General features: G+C 61.8%; 22 protein-coding genes and 1 other RNA gene. 14 read left to right on the forward strand and 9 right to left on the reverse strand.

From position 1 onward, the window contains the following. The first annotated feature begins 1 nt into the window (after nucleotide 1). The 9 genes from livM to X744_RS159810 all read left to right on the forward strand — a co-directional run bounded on the left by livM (nucleotide 2) and on the right by X744_RS159810 (nucleotide 10,582). Nucleotides 2-1,597 (forward strand): high-affinity branched-chain amino acid ABC transporter permease LivM, encoded by a 1,596-nt coding sequence (gene livM / locus X744_RS159850; protein WP_023758600.1) that lies wholly within the window; start codon nucleotides 2-4, stop codon nucleotides 1,595-1,597. Further along, nucleotides 1,597-3,147, forward strand: coding sequence for an ATP-binding cassette domain-containing protein (locus tag X744_RS159845; protein ID WP_023758601.1), 1,551 nt, complete (start codon nucleotides 1,597-1,599; stop codon nucleotides 3,145-3,147). Before livM ends, X744_RS159845 begins: the two co-directional genes overlap by 1 nt. After that, nucleotides 3,147-3,875, forward strand: a complete 729-nt coding sequence (locus tag X744_RS159840) for an ABC transporter ATP-binding protein (RefSeq protein WP_023758602.1) — start codon at nucleotides 3,147-3,149, stop codon at nucleotides 3,873-3,875. The genes X744_RS159845 and X744_RS159840 overlap by 1 nt, the downstream gene beginning before the upstream one ends. A 112-nt stretch (nucleotides 3,876-3,987) precedes the next feature. Then, nucleotides 3,988-4,335, forward strand: a complete 348-nt coding sequence (locus tag X744_RS159835; RefSeq protein ID WP_023758603.1) for a DUF6867 family protein — start codon at nucleotides 3,988-3,990, stop codon at nucleotides 4,333-4,335. Nucleotides 4,336-4,472: 137 nt separating this feature from the next. Beyond that, nucleotides 4,473-5,591, forward strand: a complete 1,119-nt coding sequence (locus X744_RS159830) for a branched-chain amino acid ABC transporter substrate-binding protein (RefSeq protein ID WP_023758604.1) — start codon at nucleotides 4,473-4,475, stop codon at nucleotides 5,589-5,591. 304 nt (nucleotides 5,592-5,895) lie between these two features. Further along, nucleotides 5,896-9,354, forward strand: coding sequence for a pyruvate carboxylase (gene pyc / locus X744_RS159825; RefSeq protein ID WP_023758605.1), 3,459 nt, complete (start codon nucleotides 5,896-5,898; stop codon nucleotides 9,352-9,354). A 161-nt stretch (nucleotides 9,355-9,515) separates the two neighbouring features. Further along, nucleotides 9,516-9,776 (forward strand): DUF2312 domain-containing protein, encoded by a 261-nt coding sequence (locus X744_RS159820; protein WP_013529099.1) that lies wholly within the window; start codon nucleotides 9,516-9,518, stop codon nucleotides 9,774-9,776. A gap of 46 nt (nucleotides 9,777-9,822) precedes the next feature. Beyond that, entirely contained in the window at nucleotides 9,823-10,263 is a 441-nt protein-coding gene (locus X744_RS159815) for a hypothetical protein (protein WP_023758606.1), read from the forward strand. 7 nt (nucleotides 10,264-10,270) lie between these two features. Next, nucleotides 10,271-10,582, forward strand: coding sequence for a hypothetical protein (locus tag X744_RS159810; RefSeq protein ID WP_031259975.1), 312 nt, complete (start codon nucleotides 10,271-10,273; stop codon nucleotides 10,580-10,582). Nucleotides 10,583-10,673: 91 nt separating this feature from the next. On the opposite strand, the gene msrB is transcribed toward X744_RS159810, so the two are convergent. The 6 genes from msrB to X744_RS159780 form a co-directional block, all read right to left on the reverse strand. Further along, nucleotides 10,674-11,078 carry a peptide-methionine (R)-S-oxide reductase MsrB gene (msrB, locus tag X744_RS159805; protein ID WP_013529102.1) on the reverse strand — a complete coding sequence of 135 codons (405 nt, stop codon included), beginning with the start codon at nucleotides 11,076-11,078 and terminating at the stop codon, nucleotides 10,674-10,676. Between the two features lie 105 nt (nucleotides 11,079-11,183). Then, the gene (locus X744_RS159800; RefSeq protein ID WP_023758608.1) at nucleotides 11,184-12,374 is read right to left on the reverse strand and encodes a VWA domain-containing protein; all 1,191 of its coding nucleotides are present in this window, start codon (nucleotides 12,372-12,374) and stop codon (nucleotides 11,184-11,186) included. 6 nt (nucleotides 12,375-12,380) lie between these two features. Continuing rightward, nucleotides 12,381-12,785, reverse strand: a complete 405-nt coding sequence (locus X744_RS159795) for a type II toxin-antitoxin system HicB family antitoxin (RefSeq protein WP_023758609.1) — start codon at nucleotides 12,783-12,785, stop codon at nucleotides 12,381-12,383. 11 nt (nucleotides 12,786-12,796) lie between these two features. Then, entirely contained in the window at nucleotides 12,797-12,991 is a 195-nt protein-coding gene (locus tag X744_RS159790; RefSeq protein ID WP_023758610.1) for a type II toxin-antitoxin system HicA family toxin, read from the reverse strand. A gap of 62 nt (nucleotides 12,992-13,053) precedes the next feature. Next, complete coding sequence (locus X744_RS159785; RefSeq protein ID WP_023758611.1) at nucleotides 13,054-13,500, reverse strand: GNAT family N-acetyltransferase; 447 nt, start codon at nucleotides 13,498-13,500, stop codon at nucleotides 13,054-13,056. Between the two features lie 76 nt (nucleotides 13,501-13,576). Then, on the reverse strand, nucleotides 13,577-14,416 hold the full coding sequence (locus tag X744_RS159780; protein ID WP_023758612.1) for a MoxR family ATPase: 840 nt from the start codon (nucleotides 14,414-14,416) through the stop codon (nucleotides 13,577-13,579). 162 nt (nucleotides 14,417-14,578) lie between these two features. On the opposite strand from X744_RS159780, the gene ssrS reads away from it, so the two are divergent. The 4 genes from ssrS (at nucleotide 14,579) to X744_RS159765 (ending at nucleotide 17,150) form a co-directional block, all read left to right on the forward strand. Beyond that, nucleotides 14,579-14,734: non-coding RNA, 6S RNA (ssrS, locus tag X744_RS1000000171855), on the forward strand. Nucleotides 14,735-14,825: 91 nt separating this feature from the next. Then, entirely contained in the window at nucleotides 14,826-15,413 is a 588-nt protein-coding gene (locus X744_RS159775) for a 5-formyltetrahydrofolate cyclo-ligase (RefSeq protein ID WP_023758613.1), read from the forward strand. Nucleotides 15,414-15,483: 70 nt separating this feature from the next. Then, nucleotides 15,484-16,308: a YmdB family metallophosphoesterase gene (locus X744_RS159770; protein ID WP_023758614.1), complete on the forward strand. Its 825-nt coding sequence runs from the start codon at nucleotides 15,484-15,486 to the stop codon at nucleotides 16,306-16,308. A 74-nt stretch (nucleotides 16,309-16,382) separates the two neighbouring features. After that, complete coding sequence (locus X744_RS159765) at nucleotides 16,383-17,150, forward strand: TerC family protein (protein WP_031259977.1); 768 nt, start codon at nucleotides 16,383-16,385, stop codon at nucleotides 17,148-17,150. An 83-nt stretch (nucleotides 17,151-17,233) separates the two neighbouring features. On the opposite strand, the gene X744_RS159760 is transcribed toward X744_RS159765, so the two are convergent. The 3 genes from X744_RS159760 to X744_RS159750 are packed head-to-tail and all read right to left on the reverse strand — an operon-like array spanning nucleotide 17,234 to nucleotide 18,593. Then, the gene (locus X744_RS159760; protein WP_023758616.1) at nucleotides 17,234-17,701 is read right to left on the reverse strand and encodes an SRPBCC family protein; all 468 of its coding nucleotides are present in this window, start codon (nucleotides 17,699-17,701) and stop codon (nucleotides 17,234-17,236) included. Nucleotides 17,702-17,727: 26 nt separating this feature from the next. Continuing rightward, a complete protein-coding gene (locus tag X744_RS159755; RefSeq protein WP_023758617.1) occupies nucleotides 17,728-18,090 on the reverse strand; it encodes a glyoxalase/bleomycin resistance/dioxygenase family protein in 363 nt (120 codons plus the stop codon). 20 nt (nucleotides 18,091-18,110) lie between these two features. Next, nucleotides 18,111-18,593 carry an SRPBCC domain-containing protein gene (locus X744_RS159750; protein ID WP_023758618.1) on the reverse strand — a complete coding sequence of 161 codons (483 nt, stop codon included), beginning with the start codon at nucleotides 18,591-18,593 and terminating at the stop codon, nucleotides 18,111-18,113. Between the two features lie 52 nt (nucleotides 18,594-18,645). On the opposite strand from X744_RS159750, the gene X744_RS159745 reads away from it, so the two are divergent. Further along, on the forward strand, nucleotides 18,646-18,969 hold the full coding sequence (locus X744_RS159745; protein ID WP_023758619.1) for a helix-turn-helix domain-containing protein: 324 nt from the start codon (nucleotides 18,646-18,648) through the stop codon (nucleotides 18,967-18,969). Nucleotides 18,970-19,150 lie beyond the last annotated feature (181 nt).

A 19,150-nucleotide genomic window follows, 5' to 3' on the forward strand; every position in this document is an offset into this window, starting at 1 on the left:
CATGGCCGTCACCGTATCTCCGGAGCGCGACGTCGTCGCCACCCCTGTCCAGCGCGCCCTCAAGGAAGCCTTCTATGCCGGCGCCATTGCGCTTGGCCTGTTCGTCCTTTTCATCGGGCTGAAGACCGGTCAGAACATCTCCAATGAACTGGTCCTGACCGCGCGCTGGGGCCTGCTTGCGGCAGTGGTGATCGCCACGGCTGTCGGGCGGTTTCTTTATGTCGCCTATGGCCAGCCCTTCCTGGCCAACCAGAAGATCGCCGATGTCGCCACCGGCCTGTTGCCGAGCAGCGTTGCATCACGCTTCTTCCAGTTGCCGGCCTTTATCGCGGCCGTCATCGCCGCGGTGCTACTGTTCGTTTTCAACAATTCTCTCGCTGGATGGGTCGGAGCAGAACCGGCCGGCTATCTGCAATTCCTGCGCGCGCTCGCGGTCATCTATCTGCTGGCTTGCGTGATCTATTACTTCCGCGCCTTCATCCATGCCAACTTCACCAAATTGGGCGTCACGGCGCTGGTGCTCTATCCGATCCTCGTGGTGGCGGTGCTGTCGCTGAACGCCTGGTCGATTGCCGGAGGCCTGCAGGGTTCGCTGAAATGGGTCGATAATTTCGGCATCCAGATCCTGATCTATGTGATGCTGGCTTGGGGTCTGAACATCGTTGTCGGCCTCGCCGGCCTACTCGACCTCGGCTACGTCGCCTTTTATGCACTTGGCGCCTATTCCTATGCGCTTCTCGCCACGCATTTCGGCCTGTCGTTCTGGATCCTGTTGCCGGCCGCCGGCGCCATGGCCGCCCTCTGGGGCGTGCTGCTCGGCTTCCCCGTGCTGCGCCTGCGTGGCGACTATCTGGCTATCGTGACGCTGGCTTTCGGCGAGATCATCCGCCTGGTGCTCATCAACTGGCGCGAAGTGACCAACGGTTCGGCCGGCATTTCCGGCATTCCCAAGGTCAGCTTCTTCGGACTGATGTCGTTCAACGTGTCGGACTCGAACTACATCGCCAAAGTGTTGAGCATCACCCAGTCGGGTGCGTACTACAAGATTTTCCTCTATTATCTGATCCTGGGCCTGTGCCTGCTCACCGCCTTCGTCACCATCAGGCTGCGCCGCCTGCCGGTCGGCCGCGCATGGGAAGCGCTGCGTGAGGATGAGATCGCCTGCCGGTCTCTGGGCATCAACACCACCACCACCAAGCTGACCGCTTTTGCCACCGGCGCCATGTTCGGCGGCTTCGCCGGCTCTTTCTTCGCCGCGCGGCAAGGTTTCGTCAGCCCGGAATCCTTCGTCTTCCTGGAATCGGCCATCATCCTGGCGATCGTCGTTCTCGGCGGCATGGGCTCGCTGGTCGGAATTGCGGTTGCCGCGATGGTGATGATCGGCGGGACCGAGGCGCTGCGCGAACTCGACTTCCTCAAGCAGATATTCGGGCCGGACTTCACACCCGAACTCTACCGCATGCTTCTGTTCGGCATGGCCATGGTCATCGTCATGCTGTGGAAACCGCGCGGCTTCGTCGGCAGTCGAGAGCCGACCGCCTTTCTCAAGGAGCGAAGGTCGGTTTCAGGTTCCTTCACCAAGGAGGGCCACGGCTGATGAACGCGAATCCGTCCATGAACGAGGCCATCCTGCAGGTCGAGCATCTGTCGATGAAGTTCGGCGGCCTGGTCGCCATCGGCGACTTGTCCTTCGTCGCCAAGCGCGGTGAAATCACCGCGCTGATCGGACCCAACGGTGCCGGCAAGACCACCGTGTTCAACTGCATCACCGGCTTCTACAAGCCGTCGGAAGGCATGATCACGCTTAACCGGAACGACGGCTCGAGCTATTTGCTCGAACGCCTGCCCAACCATGAGATCCCGGCACGCGCCAAGGTGGCGCGCACCTTCCAGAACATCCGCCTGTTCTCGGGCATGACGCTGCTGGAGAACCTGCTGGTCGCGCAGCACAACAAGCTGATGAAGGCCTCGGGCTATACGATCCTGGGCCTGTTCGGCTTCAGCGGCTACCGCAGGGCCTCGGCCGAATCGGTGGATCTGGCCAAGCATTGGCTGGAGAAGGCCGATCTTGTCGATCGCGCCGACGATCCGGCCGGCGATCTGCCCTACGGTGCGCAGCGCCGCCTCGAGATTGCGCGCGCCATGTGCACGGGGCCGGAGCTTCTGTGCCTCGACGAGCCGGCGGCCGGACTCAATCCGAAGGAATCGGCGGCGCTCAACGAACTGTTGATCGACATCAAGGACACATCAGGCGCCTCGATCCTGTTGATCGAGCACGATATGTCGGTGGTCATGCAGATCTCGGACCATGTCGTTGTTCTGGAATATGGCCGCAAGATCTCCGACGGCAGCCCGCAGTCGGTGCGTACCGACCCGCGCGTCATCGCAGCCTATCTCGGCGTCGACGACGAGGACGTCGAGTCGGTGCTGACTGAAGTCGGCGACGAAGACGTCATCGAACAGCTCGATACCGGACCGGATGCCGCACACGGCCCGGGAACATCATCATCGTATCTCGCCGGGCCGGTGACCGACACGGTCGGCCACAGTTCAGGCGAGCGGGTCACGGTGGCCAAAGGCGCGTCAAAGGCCGGTCAGGTCGACGCAAAATCGCTCGCCGCGGCAGACAAGGCGGCCTCGCTGGCGGCGGTGCCGGCCGCGCCTCGCGCTCCGGCGGCGAAGGCAAAGCCTGCTCCGAAAGCTGCACCAAAGGCGGCAGCCGGAACGGCGGTGAAGTCGACTGCGCCGACCAAGCGGGCAGCCAAGGTCCCTTCCGCGAAGGCGCCTGCGGCGGCGGCAGGAGGAATCTCCAACCGGCTGCCAGCGCCTCGCGGTGGCAAGGCCGACAATTTGACCCGTATCAAGGGCATCGGTTCGGTCAACGAGAAGAAGCTCAACGATCACGGTATATTCCACTTCGACCAGATCGGCGCCTGGAAAAAGGCCGACGTCGAGGCTGCTGAAGCCTATCTCGCCTTTGACGGACGCATCGCACGTGAGGAATGGGTCAAGCAGGCCAGGCTGCTCAGCCAGGGCAAAGACACGGAATTCTCGCGCCGCGTCGATGCGGGCAAGGTGGCGACCAGCCATGCTTCCGGAAAAACTGCTGCCAAGCCTGTGGCGGGCAAGCGCGGGGGGAGCAAGTGATGGCCGGGACAACGCTGCTCGATATCAAGGGCGTGCAGACCTACTATGGCAATATCCGGGCGCTTAACGGCGTCGATGTCACCGTGAAGGAAGGTGAGATCGTTGCGCTGATCGGTGCCAACGGCGCCGGCAAGTCGACGCTGATGATGACCATTTTTGGCGCCCCGCGGGCTCGCGGCGGCACCATCACCTTTGCCGGCACCGACATCACCCAGATGCCGACGCATGAGATCGCGCGCATGCGCATTGCGCAGTCGCCCGAAGGCCGGCGCATCTTTCCGCGCATGACGGTGATGGAAAACCTGCAGATGGGCGCCAGCCTCGACAACCTCAAACACTATGACGAGGACGTCGAGAAGGTGTTCAAGCTGTTCCCGCGGCTGAAGGAGCGCATAGCCCAGCGCGGCGGCACGCTGTCGGGCGGCGAGCAGCAGATGCTGTCGATCGGACGCGCGCTGATGGCACGGCCGAAGCTGCTTTTGCTTGACGAACCGTCGCTGGGTCTGGCGCCGCTGATCGTCAAGCAAATCTTCGACGCGATCCGCGAACTGAACCGCACCCAGGGACTTACCGTGTTCCTTGTCGAGCAGAATGCCTTCGGCGCGCTGAAACTCGCCACGCGGGGCTATGTCATGGTCAACGGGAATGTGACGATGAGCGGCACCGGCAAGGAACTGCTCGCCAATCCAGAAGTGCGCGCCGCCTATCTCGAAGGCGGACATCACTGAATTTGAAGCGGAATGTGTGCGTTCGGTGTTCCGCTCCAAATCGTTTGTTTGTCGCATGATCCTTGTCCGAAAAGTCTGCAACCTTTCGGGATCATGCTAAGGAGACTTCATCATGCAGGGCATTCTCTATGAGGAACCCTCGATCTGGCAGTTCTTCTTCGTCACCTGTCTGCTCGGCGGCTGGGCGGCGTGGATGACGGGCAAGGCCAGTGCCCAGACATGGCGCAGCTTCGTCCAGTTGTTTGCCTATATGCTGGGGCTCGGCATCGGCATCCGCTTCATCCATCACGCGCTGTTCGGCGGCACGATGTTCTCGCTGCAATACTATGTCGTCGATACAATCGTGCTGATGATACTCGGTTTTGTCGGCTTTCAATACACGCGCACCAACCAGATGGTGACGCAATATAATTGGCTCTACGAGAGAGCTTCAATCTTGAGCTGGAAACCGAAAGGTTGACGTTCATCATTAGCGCCGCATCGAAATTGAATCGGCGTGACAAGTGCCTGAAAATCGGCAAACTATGCTTTCTGCGATAAGGGTGGGCATCGCATGAAAGCTTCATCCACGCCCACTCCGTAAATGGGAGCGTTTAAATGAAAAAGTCACTTTTGTCCGCCGTCGCCCTGACCGCGCTGGTCGCGTTTGGCGGCAGCGCGTGGGCTGACGTCCTGATCGGCGTAGCCGGCCCGATCACCGGCCCGAACGCCGCCTTCGGCGCGCAGCTTCAGAAGGGTGCGGAAGCCGCTGTCGCCGACATCAATGCCAAGGGCGGCATCAATGGCGAGCAGATCAAGCTCGAAGTCGGCGACGACGTCTCCGATCCGAAGCAGGGCATCTCGGTTGCCAATAAGTTCGTCGGCGACGGTGTCAAGTTCGTGGTCGGGCACTTCAACTCGGGCGTCTCGATCCCGGCATCGGAAGTCTATGCGGAAAACGGCATCGTCGAGATCACCCCGGCTGCCACCAACCCGAAGTTCACCGAGCGCGGCCTGTGGAACGTGTTCCGCACCTGCGGACGCGACGACCAGCAGGGTAGCATCGCCGGCGCTTATCTCGCCGCGAACTTCAAGGACGCCAAGATCGCCGTCGTGCACGACAAGACCACCTACGGTCAGGGCCTTGCCGACGAAACCAAGAAGGCGATGAATGCCAAGGGCCTGACGGAAGTCATGTACGAAGGCATCAATGTCGGCGACAAGGACTTCTCGGCACTGATCGCCAAGATGAAGGAAGCTGGCGTAACCATCATCTACTGGGGTGGCCTGCACACCGAAGCCGGTCTGATCATCCGCCAGGCGGCCGACCAGGGCCTCAAGGCGACGTTGGTTTCCGGCGACGGCATCGTGTCGAACGAACTGGCTTCGATCGCAGGTGACGCGGTTGCGGGCACGCTCAACACGTTCGGCCCGGACCCGCGCCTGATCCCCGCCAACAAGGAACTCGTCGAGAAGTTCCGCGCGCAGGGCTTCGAGCCGGAAGCCTACACGCTCTACTCCTACGCCGCCGTACAGGCGCTCGCCGAAGCAGCGACCGCTGCCAAGTCGAACGACCCGCAGGCAGTTGCCAAGGCGATGCATGAAAACGGCCCGTTCAAGACCGTGCTCGGCGACCTGTCCTATGACGCCAAGGGCGACCCGACGCTGCCTGGCTACGTCATGTACGAATGGAAGAAGGGCGACGACGGCAAGTACACCTACATCCAGAAGATGTAAGCTCGTCAGTCTCCAAGCTTTACAGATGCCCGGCGCTTCGCGCCGGGCATCTTACTTTTTTCCCCTGTTGCCTCGCCATCGAGGCCGGCAGACCAATGCAGCCCGCGCCTTTAGCCCGGAAACGATCGCGCTTTGACCGGTGGTGCCCAGCGCTTCGCTGCATGTTCGAATGAATGCGCCTGCCTTTGGCGCAAGATTCCATTTCAATCGGTTTAAGTGCGCGTCAATTTCGTTTGCACTGCAGCATTTTCACGCTAATCATTGCGCCGATTTCTGTTCCCTTCCGTTGCTGGAGCCTCAGTCCTTGGCCATCACGAAGATTCTCGTCGCCAACCGGTCCGAAATCGCCATTCGCGTCTTTCGCGCGGCCAACGAACTCGGTCTCAAAACCGTGGCGATCTGGGCCGAGGAGGACAAATACTCCCTGCATCGCTTCAAAGCCGACGAGAGCTACCAGGTCGGACGCGGGCCGCATCTGGCCAAGGACATGGGACCGATCGAAAGCTATCTGTCGATCGAGGAGGTGATCCGCGTCGCCAGGCTTTCGGGCGCCGATGCCATTCATCCCGGTTACGGCCTGTTGTCGGAAAGCCCCGAATTTGCCGATGCCTGTGCCCAGGCCGGAATCATTTTCATCGGGCCGAAGCCGGACACGATGCGCCGGCTCGGCAACAAGGTCGCGGCACGCAATCTCGCCATCGAGGTCGGCGTGCCGGTGATCCCCGCCACCGATCCGTTGCCGGACGACATGGATGCGGTCAAGAAACTTGCCAAGGAAATCGGCTATCCGGTGATGCTGAAGGCATCATGGGGCGGCGGCGGCCGCGGCATGCGTGCCATCCGCGCCGAAGCCGACCTTGCCCGCGAAGTCACGGAAGGCAAGCGCGAGGCGAAAGCCGCCTTCGGCAAGGATGAGGTCTATCTCGAAAAGCTGATCGAGCGTGCCCGCCATGTCGAGGTGCAGGTGCTGGGCGACACGCATGGCAACGCCGTGCATCTGTTCGAGCGCGACTGCTCGATCCAGCGCCGCAACCAGAAGGTCGTGGAGCGGGCGCCGGCGCCCTATCTCGAAATGTCGCAGCGCGAGGAGCTTTGCGACCATGCGCTGAAGATCGCCCGCGAGACCAGCTATATCGGCGCCGGCACGGTCGAGTTCCTGCAGGACGCCGACACCGGCAAGTTCTACTTCATCGAGGTCAACCCGCGCATCCAGGTCGAGCACACCGTCACCGAACAAGTGACCGGCATCGACATCGTCAAGGCGCAGATCCATATCCTCGACGGCTTTGCCATCGGCACGCCGGAATCGGGCGTGCCGGTGCAGAAGGACATAAGGCTAAACGGCCATGCCTTGCAGTGCCGCATCACTACGGAAGATCCCGAGCAGAATTTCATCCCGGACTATGGCCGCATCACCGCCTATCGCGGCGCGACAGGTTTCGGCATCCGCCTCGATGGCGGCACTGCCTATTCCGGCGCGGTCATCACCCGCTTCTATGATCCGCTGCTGGAGAAGGTGACGGCGTGGGCGCCGACGCCGGCCGAGACCATCGCCCGCATGAACCGGGCGCTGCGTGAGTTCCGTATCCGCGGCGTCGCCACCAATCTGACTTTCCTCGAAGCGATCATCAACCACCCGAGCTTCGCCGACAATTCCTACACCACCAAATTCATCGATACGACGCCGGAGCTGTTCCAGCAGGTCAAGCGCCAGGACCGTGCCACCAAGCTGCTCAACTATCTTGCCGACGTTTCGGTCAACGGTCACCCCGAGACGCGCGGCCGGCCGCAGCCGAAGGCCGATGCGGCCGCACCATTGGTGCCCTATCTCAACGGCAATGTGCCTGATGGCAGCAAGCAGAAGCTCGACGTGCTCGGACCGCAGAAATTCGCTGCCTGGATGCGCGACCAGAAGGAGGTGCTGGTCACCGACACGACGATGCGTGACGGCCACCAGTCGCTGCTCGCGACGCGCATGCGCACGCATGACATCGCCGGCATTGCCGGCACTTACGCGCGCGCCCTGCCGCAGCTTCTATCGCTCGAATGCTGGGGCGGCGCCACATTCGACGTCGCCATGCGCTTCCTCACCGAGGATCCGTGGGAGCGGCTGACGCTGGTGCGCGAGGCAGCGCCCAATCTGTTACTGCAGATGCTGCTGCGCGGCGCCAACGGCGTCGGCTACACCAACTATCCCGACAATGTCGTGCAGCATTTCGTCAAACAGGCGGCCGCCGGCGGCATCGACCTGTTCCGCGTCTTCGACTGCCTGAACTGGGTCGAGAACATGCGCGTCGCCATGGATGCGGTCGGCGCCGAGGGCAAGCTGATCGAAGCGGCGATCTGCTATACCGGCGACATCCTCGATCCGGCGCGGGCAAAATACGACCTCAAATATTATGTCGGCCTGACCGGGGAATTGCAGGCGGCCGGCGCCCACATCATCGCCGTCAAGGACATGGCCGGACTGCTGAAGCCATCCGCCGCACGGGTGCTGTTCAAGGCGCTGCGCGAAGCGACCGACTTGCCGATCCATTTCCACACCCACGACACGTCAGGCCTATCGGCAGCTACGGTGCTGGCGGCCGTCGACAGCGGCGTCGATGCTATCGACGCGGCGATGGATTCGCTCTCCGGCAACACGTCGCAGCCATGTCTCGGCTCCATCGTCGAGGCGCTGAAGGGCACCGAGCGCGATCCGGGCCTCGACCCGCAATGGATCAGGAAGATCTCGTTCTACTGGGAAGCGGTGCGCAACCAGTATGCCGCCTTCGAAAGCGACCTCAAGGGGCCGGCCTCGGAAGTCTACCTGCACGAAATGCCGGGCGGACAGTTCACCAATCTCAAGGAGCAGGCGCGTTCGCTCGGGCTGGAGACACGCTGGCACGAAGTGGCGCAGACCTATCACGACGTCAATCTGATGTTCGGCGACATCGTCAAGGTGACGCCGTCGTCCAAGGTCGTCGGCGACATGGCGCTGATGATGGTCAGCCAGGATCTGACCGTTGCCGATGTCGAGAACCCCAGCAGGGACATCGCCTTCCCGGACTCCGTGGTGTCGATGCTGCGCGGCGATCTCGGCCAGTCGCCCGGCGGCTGGCCTGAGAAGCTGCAGAAGAAGGTGCTGAAGGGCGACAAGCCGATCAAGGTGCGGCCCGGCTCGCTGCTCAAGCCGGCGGACCTCAAGGCCAACCGCAAGGAGATCGAAGCGAAGCTCGAGCGCAAACTCTCAGAGTTCGAATTCGCCTCGTGGCTGATGTACCCGAAGGTGTTTACGGATTTCGCCGGCGCGCAGGAGACCTACGGTCCCGTCAGCGTGCTGCCGACGCCGACCTATTTCTACGGCATGAAATCTGAAGACGAGATCTTCGTCGATATCGAGAAGGGCAAGACGCTGGTGGTGCGCTGCCTTGCCATCGGCGATGTCGACGAAAAGGGCATGGTCACCGTGTTCTTCGAGCTCAATGGCCAGCCGCGTCGTGTGAAGGTGCCCGACAGGGCGCATGGCGCGTCCGCCGCCAAGGCCCGCCGCAAGGCCGAGCCCGGCAACGAGGCCCATGTCGGTGCGCCGATGCCGGGTGTCGTCTCCGCGCTTTCGGTTGCCGCCGGCCAGGCTGTGAAGGCGGGCGATGTGCTGCTTTCCATCGAGGCGATGAAGATGGAAACGGCGCTGCATGCCGAGCGCGACGGCACCGTCGCCGAGGTGCTGGTCAAGGCCGGCGACCAGATCGATGCCAAGGATCTGCTCATCGCCTTCGGATGAGAAAAGGCGACCGTAGAGCCCATTCTGTCCGCACCTGGCGGCAGCCTTTCATGCAGCATCGATAACGGCTTGACCCGCCGCCGCTGGTCGGGCATCGAACCGGCTCAAATTTGCCGCCGTCGTCAACCGAGTCGCGGCGCGAAAAACGATGTGGAGAAAAAATGGCCGACGATATTACCGATACCAGCCAGACTGTTGCCGCCGGCCAGCTGCGTGCCTTCATCGAGCGCATAGAGCGGCTCGAAGAAGAGAAGAAGACCATTTCCGACGACATCAAGGAAGTGTTTGCCGAGGCCAAAGGCACCGGCTTCGACACCAAGGCGATGCGCACGATCATCCGGCTGCGCAAGAAGGACCAGGCCGAACGCCAGGAGGAGGAAACCATCCTCGACCTGTACAAGGCCGCACTGGGCATGGTCTAGGGCCAGCCAGCCCCGGCGCCGACGCCGGAGATACGGTTTTGGAGCCATGAGCGAATTCGACTTCGGCGCCCGACGCGCCTCTGAATTTCGCCAGCGCGGCTTCTGGGCGCTGTTCGCCGAACGGCACCCGGAAGAAAAAGCCCTGATGGCGAGGCGCGGACCGTGGTTCTGGCAGCGCGGGCTGCCCGACTTCGCATTGGTCCTTTCCATGTATGTCGCGCCGGCACAGAACCATGTCGGCGTCTTCTTCGGCCGCAACGAGAAGTTCGGCGCCACGCAAGCCTGGTCGCGACTGAAGCCGTTCCAGGCGGCGATTGAAGACAGGCTGAAACTCAGGCCGGAACAGAGTTGCGAAGGCCTCGGCATCAATTCGATGTGGCGGGTGAACTGTTATGCCGAGGACAATTGGCCGGCGATGACCGACTGGCTGGTGACCGAATGTTCGCGTATCGAACGTGCGGTCACAGAAGTCCTGGGGCAGGGGTAGATATCAGGTGTTGCCAGACGGCGTCGGATCCTTCTTCCGCTCACGCTGGCAAGGCCGGGTGCCGCTCGACCGGCTGTTCTGGCGCGACCTTGCCCTTGTCGGTACCGCGCTCAACGTCGCGTCCGCGGTAGCAGCGATTATCCTGCTTGCGCTGAAGCTGCCGCTTGTGCTGGTCCTGGCGGTGCATTTCGCGCTGGTGCCCTACAATATCTTCCTGACCTTTGCCGTCTGGCGAACCACGGAAAGGGCCAGTGGCATCAAGGCCTCGTTGATGACGCTCGGGGCTACACTGTGGCTGATCCTGACGGTAGTGGTCTGAGCGAGCATCGACCGCACCAGCCAATTTCACGGATCGCAGACAAAAAGGGCGGCCGCAGCCGCCCTTCCCATCTATCCCCCGATCGTTTGGCTCAAGCCGCCGGCTCGAATTTCAGCGCCACGCCGTTGATGCAATAGCGCAGGCCGGTCGGCGGCGGGCCGTCCTCGAAGACATGGCCGAGATGGCTGCCGCAGCGAGCGCAGTGGCATTCGGTGCGGACCATGCCGTAGCTGCGGTCGACAGTGTTCTCGACCGAGCCCGGTACCGGGTCGTTGAAGCTCGGCCAGCCGGTTCCGCTCTCGAACTTCAGTTTGGATTCAAACAAAGGCTGATCGCAGCCGACGCAGGAAAAGGTGCCGGCGCGCTTCTCGTAAAGCAAGGCGCAGCTTCCTGGCCGCTCGGTGCCGTGGCCGCGCATGACGGCATATTGCTCCGGCGTCAGCCGGGCGCGCCATTCAGCGTCGGTGCGGGTTACGGGGTAGGTATGGGTGTCCATTCGATCTCCTCAGCCTTGCCGGCTCGTTATTGGTTGCAGCCTCGTATTCGCACCAAGATAGGCATTTGTTACGCGTCTGCCCAGTTCCGAGAAGGCGCGCAAGGTTCAGTGCTTTCTTGAAAGCTGCTTCGTCGCGCCTTCGAGCCCGGCCAGTGTCAACGGAAACATGCGGCCGCCGAAAATGTCGCGGATCATCGCGATCGAATGGGTGTAACCCCAGTTCTTTTCGGCCTCGGGATTGAGCCACACCGCGTTCGGCCATTGCTGCAGCAGGCGGCCGAGCCAGACGCTGCCTGCCTCCGGATTCCAGTGTTCGACCGAACCGCCGGGATGAGCGATCTCGTAGGGGCTCATCGACGCGTCGCCGACGACGATCACCTTGTAGTCCGGCCCGTATTTGTGGAGGAGGTCGAAGGTCGGAATCACCTCGGCATGCCTGCGGCGATTGTCCCTCCACACGCCCTCATAGAGGCAGTTGTGGAAATAGAAATATTCGAGCTGGCGGAATTCGGCGCGGGCGGCCGAGAACAGCTCCTCGACGCTTTTGATGTGATCGTCCATCGAGCCGCCGACATCGAAGAACATCAGGAGCTTCACGGCGTTGCGGCGTTCCGGCCGCGTCCGCACGTCGAGATAGCCGTGCTCGGCGGTGGCGTGGATTGTTCCAGGCAGGTCGAACTCCTCCTCGGCACCCTCGCGCACCCAGCGGCGCAGACGCTTCAGCGCGATCTTGATGTTGCGGGTGCCGAGCTCGACGGCATCGTCGAAATTCCTGAACTCGCGTTTGTCCCACACCTTCACCGCGCGGCGGTTGCGGCTCTCATGCTGGCCGATGCGCACGCCTTCGGGGTTGTAGCCATAGGCGCCGAAGGGCGAGGTGCCGCCGGTGCCGATCCATTTCGAGCCACCCTGGTGGCGGCCTTTCTGCTCCTCCAGCCGCTGCTTCAGCGTCTCCATCAGCTTTTCGAAGCCGCCGAGCGCCTCGACCAGCTTTTTCTCTTCCTCGGTCAGGTGCTTTTCGGCGAGGCGACGCAACCAGTCCTCGGGAATGTTCGCGACATCGACCGCATCCGGTCCGCCGAGCGCTTCGATCCCCTTGAAGACATGCGAAAACACCTGGTCGAAGCGGTCGATATGGCGCTCGTCCTTCACCAATGCGGTGCGGGCGAGGTAATAAAAACCTTCGACATCATAGTCGACCAGCCCGGCTTCCAGCCCCTCCAGCACCGACAGATATTCCCGCAGCGAAACGGGAACGCGGGCTGCCTTCAGTTCGAGGAAGAACGGGATGAACATGGTCGGTTATCTGTGGCCTTCGATCTTCTCTCGTGCGGCGCTTGCAATGAATGCGGAACGCGTCAGGCCACGCCGGCCTGCTTCTTCGTCGATCGCCGCCAGAAGGCCGGCGTCGAGCGACAGATTGGCTCGGACGGGCCGGCCCGAGTCGATCAGCACCGGGATCATCACGGCGGATTCGCCGGCGGCAGTATCGAGTTCGTCTTGCAGGAGCAATTGCGCCACCGTACGCGAGACCGGTAACTGCAGATGTTTCGTCGCACGTGCTTCGACCCATTCGCGCACGGCGGAAGTCGCATCGGCAATGGCTTCTTCGGGGCTTGCGCCGCCGCCATGGCAGCCGGGAAGATCAGGGACGCGCACCCCCCAGATGTCCTCTGCCCCATCGAGAATTCCAACATAATGCGTCATGCGGTCTGTCCTCAAATCCATGCAGCCAGCCGGGCGATCGACCGGGCGACACCAGGAGATTGTTCACGATGCCTAGGCACGATGATCATCACCTCTGGCCGTTCCGGATGCTCATATTTGTCGTGCTTGCCGCCGCCGAAACTTACCCAGCCATCGCGCAAAAGCCTGATGATAATTTTGCGCGTATTGGTCTCGATCAACGGCATTACACACCCAGATCATGCGCAATATATTGCGCAATGGCGGCCATTTCAAGCTCCCACTTTCTTCACAATAGATCATACTCGATGAAGCCCGTTCGCCGTGCCACATGGTCGTAGAGCTTGCGCGCGGTGGTGTTGGTCTCGTGCGTCATCCAGTAGACGTTCTTGACGCCGATTTTCGCAGCTTCCTGTTTCACCGCCTCGATCAGCGCTGCGCCGATGCCCTTGCCGCGCACATCCGGGTCGGCGAACAGGTCCTGCAGATAGCAATTGTTTTTTTCCGACCAGCCGGAGCGATGGTAGAGATAGTGGGTGAGACCGACGACCTTGCCGTCGAGGGTCGCAACGAAACCCTTGGGTTCGAACTCACCCGGCGTGAACAGTCGTTGCCAAGTGACGGCATAGACCTCTTCGGGAAGCTTCGTCTCGTAGAAGGTCAGGTAGTCGGTCCACAGCCGCCGCCAGTCGGCGTGGTCGGACTGCGCGAGCGGGCGGACGATGATCTCAGACATTGCATTTCCTCCGAAGGTTCTGGCCGAAACTGCCTTCCAGTTCGGCCGGCAGCAACGGTCCACAGAAGGGAAAGCGCTACTGCTGCCTTCTGGCCATGAAGGCCAGCCGCTCGAACAGGTGCACGTCCTGCTCGTTCTTCAAGAGGGCGCCATGCAGTTTGGGCAGGGCATTCTTCGGGTCGGCGCGCAAATCTTCCGGCGCAATGTCGTCGGCGACCAGCAGCCTTATCCAGTCGAGCGCTTCGGAGGTCGATGGCTTCTTCTTCAGCCCCGGCACCTCGCGGATCTCGTAGAACTGGGTCAGCGCCGCCCGCACCAGGTTCTGCTTGATGCCGGGATAGTGGACATCGACAATTCTGTGCAGCGTGTCGACGTCGGGAAAGCGGATATAGTGAAAGAAGCAGCGACGCAGGAAGGCGTCCGGTAGCTCCTTCTCATTGTTGGAGGTGATGATGACGATCGGCCTTACCGCGGCACGGATAGTTTCGCCGGTCTCGTAGACGAAGAACTCCATCCGATCGAGTTCCTGCAGCAAATCGTTGGGGAATTCGATGTCGGCCTTGTCGATCTCGTCGATCAAAAGCACAACCTTTTTACCGGCCGCGAACGCCTCCCAAAGTTTGCCGCGCTTGATGTAATTCCTGATGTCGTTGAACCTGCTATCGCCGAGCTGGCTGTCGCGCAGGCGCGAGACCGCATCATACTCGTAAAGGCCCTGCTGCGCCCTGGTGGTCGACTTGACGTGCCATTCGATCAGATCGAGGCCGAGTGCCGCCGCCACCTGGCGCGCCAGTTCCGTCTTGCCGGTGCCGGGCTCGCCCTTAACCAGCAAGGGCCGCTCCAGCGCGATCGCCGCGTTGACGGCCACCATCAGATCCTTGTCGGCGACATAGGCCGCCGTGCCTTCGAAACGCATTTTTGCTCCTTGGTTGCCATGACAACCGTAAGGAGGCGGACTTGCCAGTGCAAGGCACGGCGGCGCTTGGCGCTGAACAGAAGCAACGGATTTGCAGAGAATAAAGTCGCCGGCCACGCTGTCTCTCTGGCGCTTGCCCGATGAGCCGCCTATATTGCGGGTGACGGTCTGTGCTTCCCGGCAGGAGAACATTTTCCCCGGGGCCTTAACGATCCTTAGGGAGCTGTCCCTGGGAAGACCCGTGGGTTTTCTCACACGGCGCCCACCTACTTTGTAGGTTCCCGGGATCGCTCTCTCCACCGGTTGTGTGGACCGTCGCTTCTCCAAGGCGTCTCCACGCATTCGGTGAATGATACGGTGGAAACGCCGCTCTTCTCCATTCAAATCTGGCCTTCTCCAGCGTTGGCGCATGACATTGTCTAGAGACCTGAAAAAGCAGCTTCGCCGCGAGGCACTTGGGCGCCGCGACGCGCTCGATGAATTCTGGCGGGTGGAGATCGCGCTGGAAATGGCTGAGACTGCGCGCGATCACCTCCACATCGAAGCGGGTCAGATCGTTTCCGGCTTCTGGCCGATGCGTTCGGAGGTCGACGTCAGGCCGCTGATGTTTGCGTTGCGCGAGAAGGGCGCACGGCTCTGCCTGCCGGCCATTCTCGACAAGACCACCATCGTCTTTCGCGAGCTGGTGCGCGGCGCGCCGATGGTCGAGATGGGTTTCGGCACGGTCGGTCCGCATGAGGAGGCTGAGGTGCTCGATCCCTCGGTGATGCTGGTGCCGCTCGCCGCCTTCGACGCGCGAGGCCATCGCATCGGCTACGGCGCTGGCTATTACGACCGCGCCATCGCCAGGCTGATCGACAAGGGACAGCCGCCGCGACTGATTGGCATCGCCTTCGATTGCCAGGAGGTGGCGCAGGTGCCGGATGAGGACCATGACGTCATCATCGCGGAAATACTCACCGAGAGCGGGTTGCGCCGCTTCGTGCCAAAATTGTAGATAAATGGACGCATGATCTTTCACTGGCGTCATGCAGCTTTTGCTTCGCTGACCTTCGGTGCGGGATCATATGAGACTTCTCTTCCTCGGTGACATGGTTGGAAAAACGGGACGCACCGCGGTGTGGGAACAACTGCCCGGGCTGATCTCCGACTTCAAACTCGATTTCGTCATCGTCAACGGCGAGAACGCCGCCGGCGGCTTCGGCATCACCGAAGACATCTTTCGCGAGACGATCGCGGCCGGCGCCGATGTCGTCACCACGGGCAACCATGTCTGGGATCAGCGCGACGCGCTGGCCTTCGCGCCGCGCGAAGAACGTTTCCTGCGCCCCTCCAACTTTCCCAAGGGCACGCCCGGACGCGGCTCCGGCGTCTACATCGCCAGGAGCGGCGCGCGCGTGCTGGTCGCCAACATCATGGGCCGGGTGTTCATGCATCCCGAGCTCGACGACCCGTTCCAGGCCGGCGAACGCGAGCTTGCCGCCTGTCCGCTCGGCGAGCAGGCGGATGCGGTGGTCATCGACTTCCACGCCGAGGCGACCTCGGAAAAGATGTGTTTCGCGCATTTCGTCGATGGCCGTGCCAGCCTCGTCATCGGCACCCACACACACCAGCCGACCGGCGACCACCAGATCCTCAATGGCGGCACCGGCTACATGTCCGACGCCGGCATGTGCGGCGACTATGATTCCTCGCTCGGCATGGACAAGGAGGAACCGCTCAACCGGTTCCTGTCGAAAGTGCCGAAAGGGCGCTTCGAGGCCGCCACCGGACCGGCGACATTGTGCGGCGTCGGGGTCGACATTTCCGACCGCACCGGGCTGACGGAGAAGATCGCGCCGTTTCGTCGCGGCCCGCGGCTGGAGGAAACCGCCCCGTCCTTCTGGTCGTGACATTGATATAGCCGCGCATAGTACCTAACTGCCGGCGACACTGCTCTAGATCGTTAATAGAGGGGACGACCTCCATGCAGCTCATCGAATTCCTGGCGCCGCATTTTCAATTCGCGTCCGATCCAACGGCCTGGGTCGCGCTGCTGACGCTGATCGTGCTGGAGATCGTTCTCGGCATCGACAATCTGATCTTCATCTCGATCCTGACCAACAAGCTGCCGGTAGCCCAAAGGGCCCGCGCACGCCGCCTCGGCATCTCGGCGGCGCTGGTCATGCGGCTAGTGCTGCTGGCCACCATTTCGATCATCGTTCAGTTGACGACGCCGGTGTTCACCGCCCTCGGCCGCGGCTTTTCCTGGCGCGACCTGATCCTTATCGCCGGTGGCCTGTTCCTTGTCTGGAAGGCAACCAAGGAAATCCATCACACGGTCGATCCCGACGACCACAAGGACACGATGCTGGGCGAGACGCTGCAGATCAGCCTTGCCGGTGCGATCTTCCAGATCCTGCTGCTCGACCTCGTCTTCTCCATCGATTCGATCATCACCGCCGTCGGCATGACCGACGAGATCGCCATCATGTATATCGCCGTGATCGTCGCGGTCAGCGTGATGATGCTTGCGGCCGGACCGCTGGCGGACTTCATCGCCAGGAACCCGAGCATCGTCATGCTGGCGCTGGGCTTCCTTTTAATGATCGGCATGACGCTGATCGCCGACGGCATGGGTTACCATGTGCCCAAGGGCTATATTTATGCGGCGATGGGCTTTTCGGCGCTCGTCGAGGGGCTCAACATGCTGGCCCGACGGCGCAAGAAGGCGAAGGCGGGCGGCGGGCACTGAGGGGCGGCGGATACCAAACCGAGATCAATCGCGTGCTCCGTCACCATGTGATTGAACAGGAAAAACGGCGATCTTGAGCCGGTTCAGTTCGTCGGCACACCCTTCGGGTGACGGTCGCCGATCAGGTCGAGCGTCAGGCCGTGTTCCAGCCACGCCTTGGCGCCGGCCAGCACGAGGGTGAAGCCGCCGGTTGAACCGATGGCCTCCTTCACCTGCTCGTCGCCGTTGCCGGCGAAACCGAAATTGCGAACCTCCACAAAGGTCGCATCGCCGGGCATTTCGGTGAAGGTCCAGACCACCGTGGTCGGCGGATCGCTCCACTGCATGACGATCTTGTCGTTCGCGACGATCTCGCTGACATCGACTGTCGTCGAGACGCCGTACATGCGCCACTCCCAACGAACCTGCTTTCCGCTGTCGAGACGGCCGCTGCCGTGGGTGAACCAGAATTTCGTGGTGATTGCCGGATCGACGATGGCCTCGAACACGTGGGCGACAGGCCGCCGGATCAGCATGCCGGCTTCGGCGGTCGGTGTCTCGCGGATTTCCATGGGATTGTCCTTTCCGGGCTTGGCGCTCACCAGGCGTCTGGTTCGCGCAGCATGTGAACGATGCTGGCTGGATTGCTGATCCAGCCGCCGCGGAAGCCCTCGCCCAGAGGCTCGATAGCATCGCAACGCACAATTCCGGCCCTGGCGAAATGATCCGCAGCGGCGGGAAAATCATCGGCAAACAGCTCCAGCCACACTTCGGCTTGGCTCATCATCGGCGCTTCATCGATCCACAAGCGGTTGGGACCGAGCTCGAAGCCGATTGCCGGCGCCTTATCGGTGAACGGCTTCAGGCCGACGACGTCGCGGTAGAAGGCGACCGTCGTCTCATATTGGTGTGGCGGCACCTTCATGGCGATATTGATGCCACCGGTGATCTTCGCGGTCATTGCGGGCTCCGTCGTCATGTTCAGATATTGGTCTCGTTGGCGGGTTCGCCCTTCATCTCGCTGCGGTAGTAGCCCTCGCGCAAATTGATGCCGTATTCGACATAGGCCTTCATGCAGGCCAGCATCTGCGACCAGCCCTCGCAGTTGAGGTAGGATTTCTTCAGGCCGACCGCACCTTCCCGCCAGCCGCTCTCGGCGATGGTGACGAAGGTGCCGCCATCGTCGAGCGGTTCGAAATTCATCTCGACGCGGGTCTTGTAGGCCGGCTTGCCGTCGGCATCGGCGGCATCCCAGCGCAGCACGATGCGGCTGTCCTTGACCACCTCGTCGACCTCGACCGGCACCTTGCCCCACCAGACGACACTGGCACCCGCTTCCAGCGGCGCGCTGGCACCGCCGATCGTGGTGAAATAGCCGCTGAGTTTCGTTGGATTGACGACCGCGTCGAAGACGTCGGCGACCGGCCTGCCGATGCGTCCTGAAACACTGAATCCAAGTGACATATCCACAACTCCTTCCCTTGATTGGCCGAAGGATATGTTATAGAAATATAACATGTCAAGCCGATCGCAAGACGACAATGTTTTCAAGGCGCTGGCGCATCCGCGCCGGCGCGAAATCCTGGATCAGCTGAAGGATGCGCCAAGGACCACCGGCATGCTGTGCGATGCGTTTCCCGATATCGATCGCTGCACCGTGATGCTACACCTCAAGGTGCTGGAGGAGGCCGACCTCATCGTCGCGCGGCGCGACGGACGCGAGCGCTGGAACCATCTCAACGCGCTGCCGATCAAGCAGATCCATGACCGCTGGATCAGCCAGTATGCCGGCCATGCGCTCAGCATCATCGACCGGCTGAAGTCGGATCTGGAGGCGTGAGCGGTGGCGGCGATCCATGTCGTGCGTCCCATGCGCCGTGTGGCTGGACGAATTGAGCCGATTTATCTATAAGCCGGCCATTCCGACAGAGAACGCCGTGCTTCCACGAGTTGCACCTGGGACGCTCTGAAATTTTGAATTCGAGCATTGCGCAAGTCGAGGTGAGATCACCTGCTTCGGA

Origin of the sequence: Mesorhizobium sp. LNHC252B00 (assembly GCF_000502955.1) — a bacterium.
GTDB lineage: Bacteria > Pseudomonadota > Alphaproteobacteria > Rhizobiales > Rhizobiaceae > Mesorhizobium.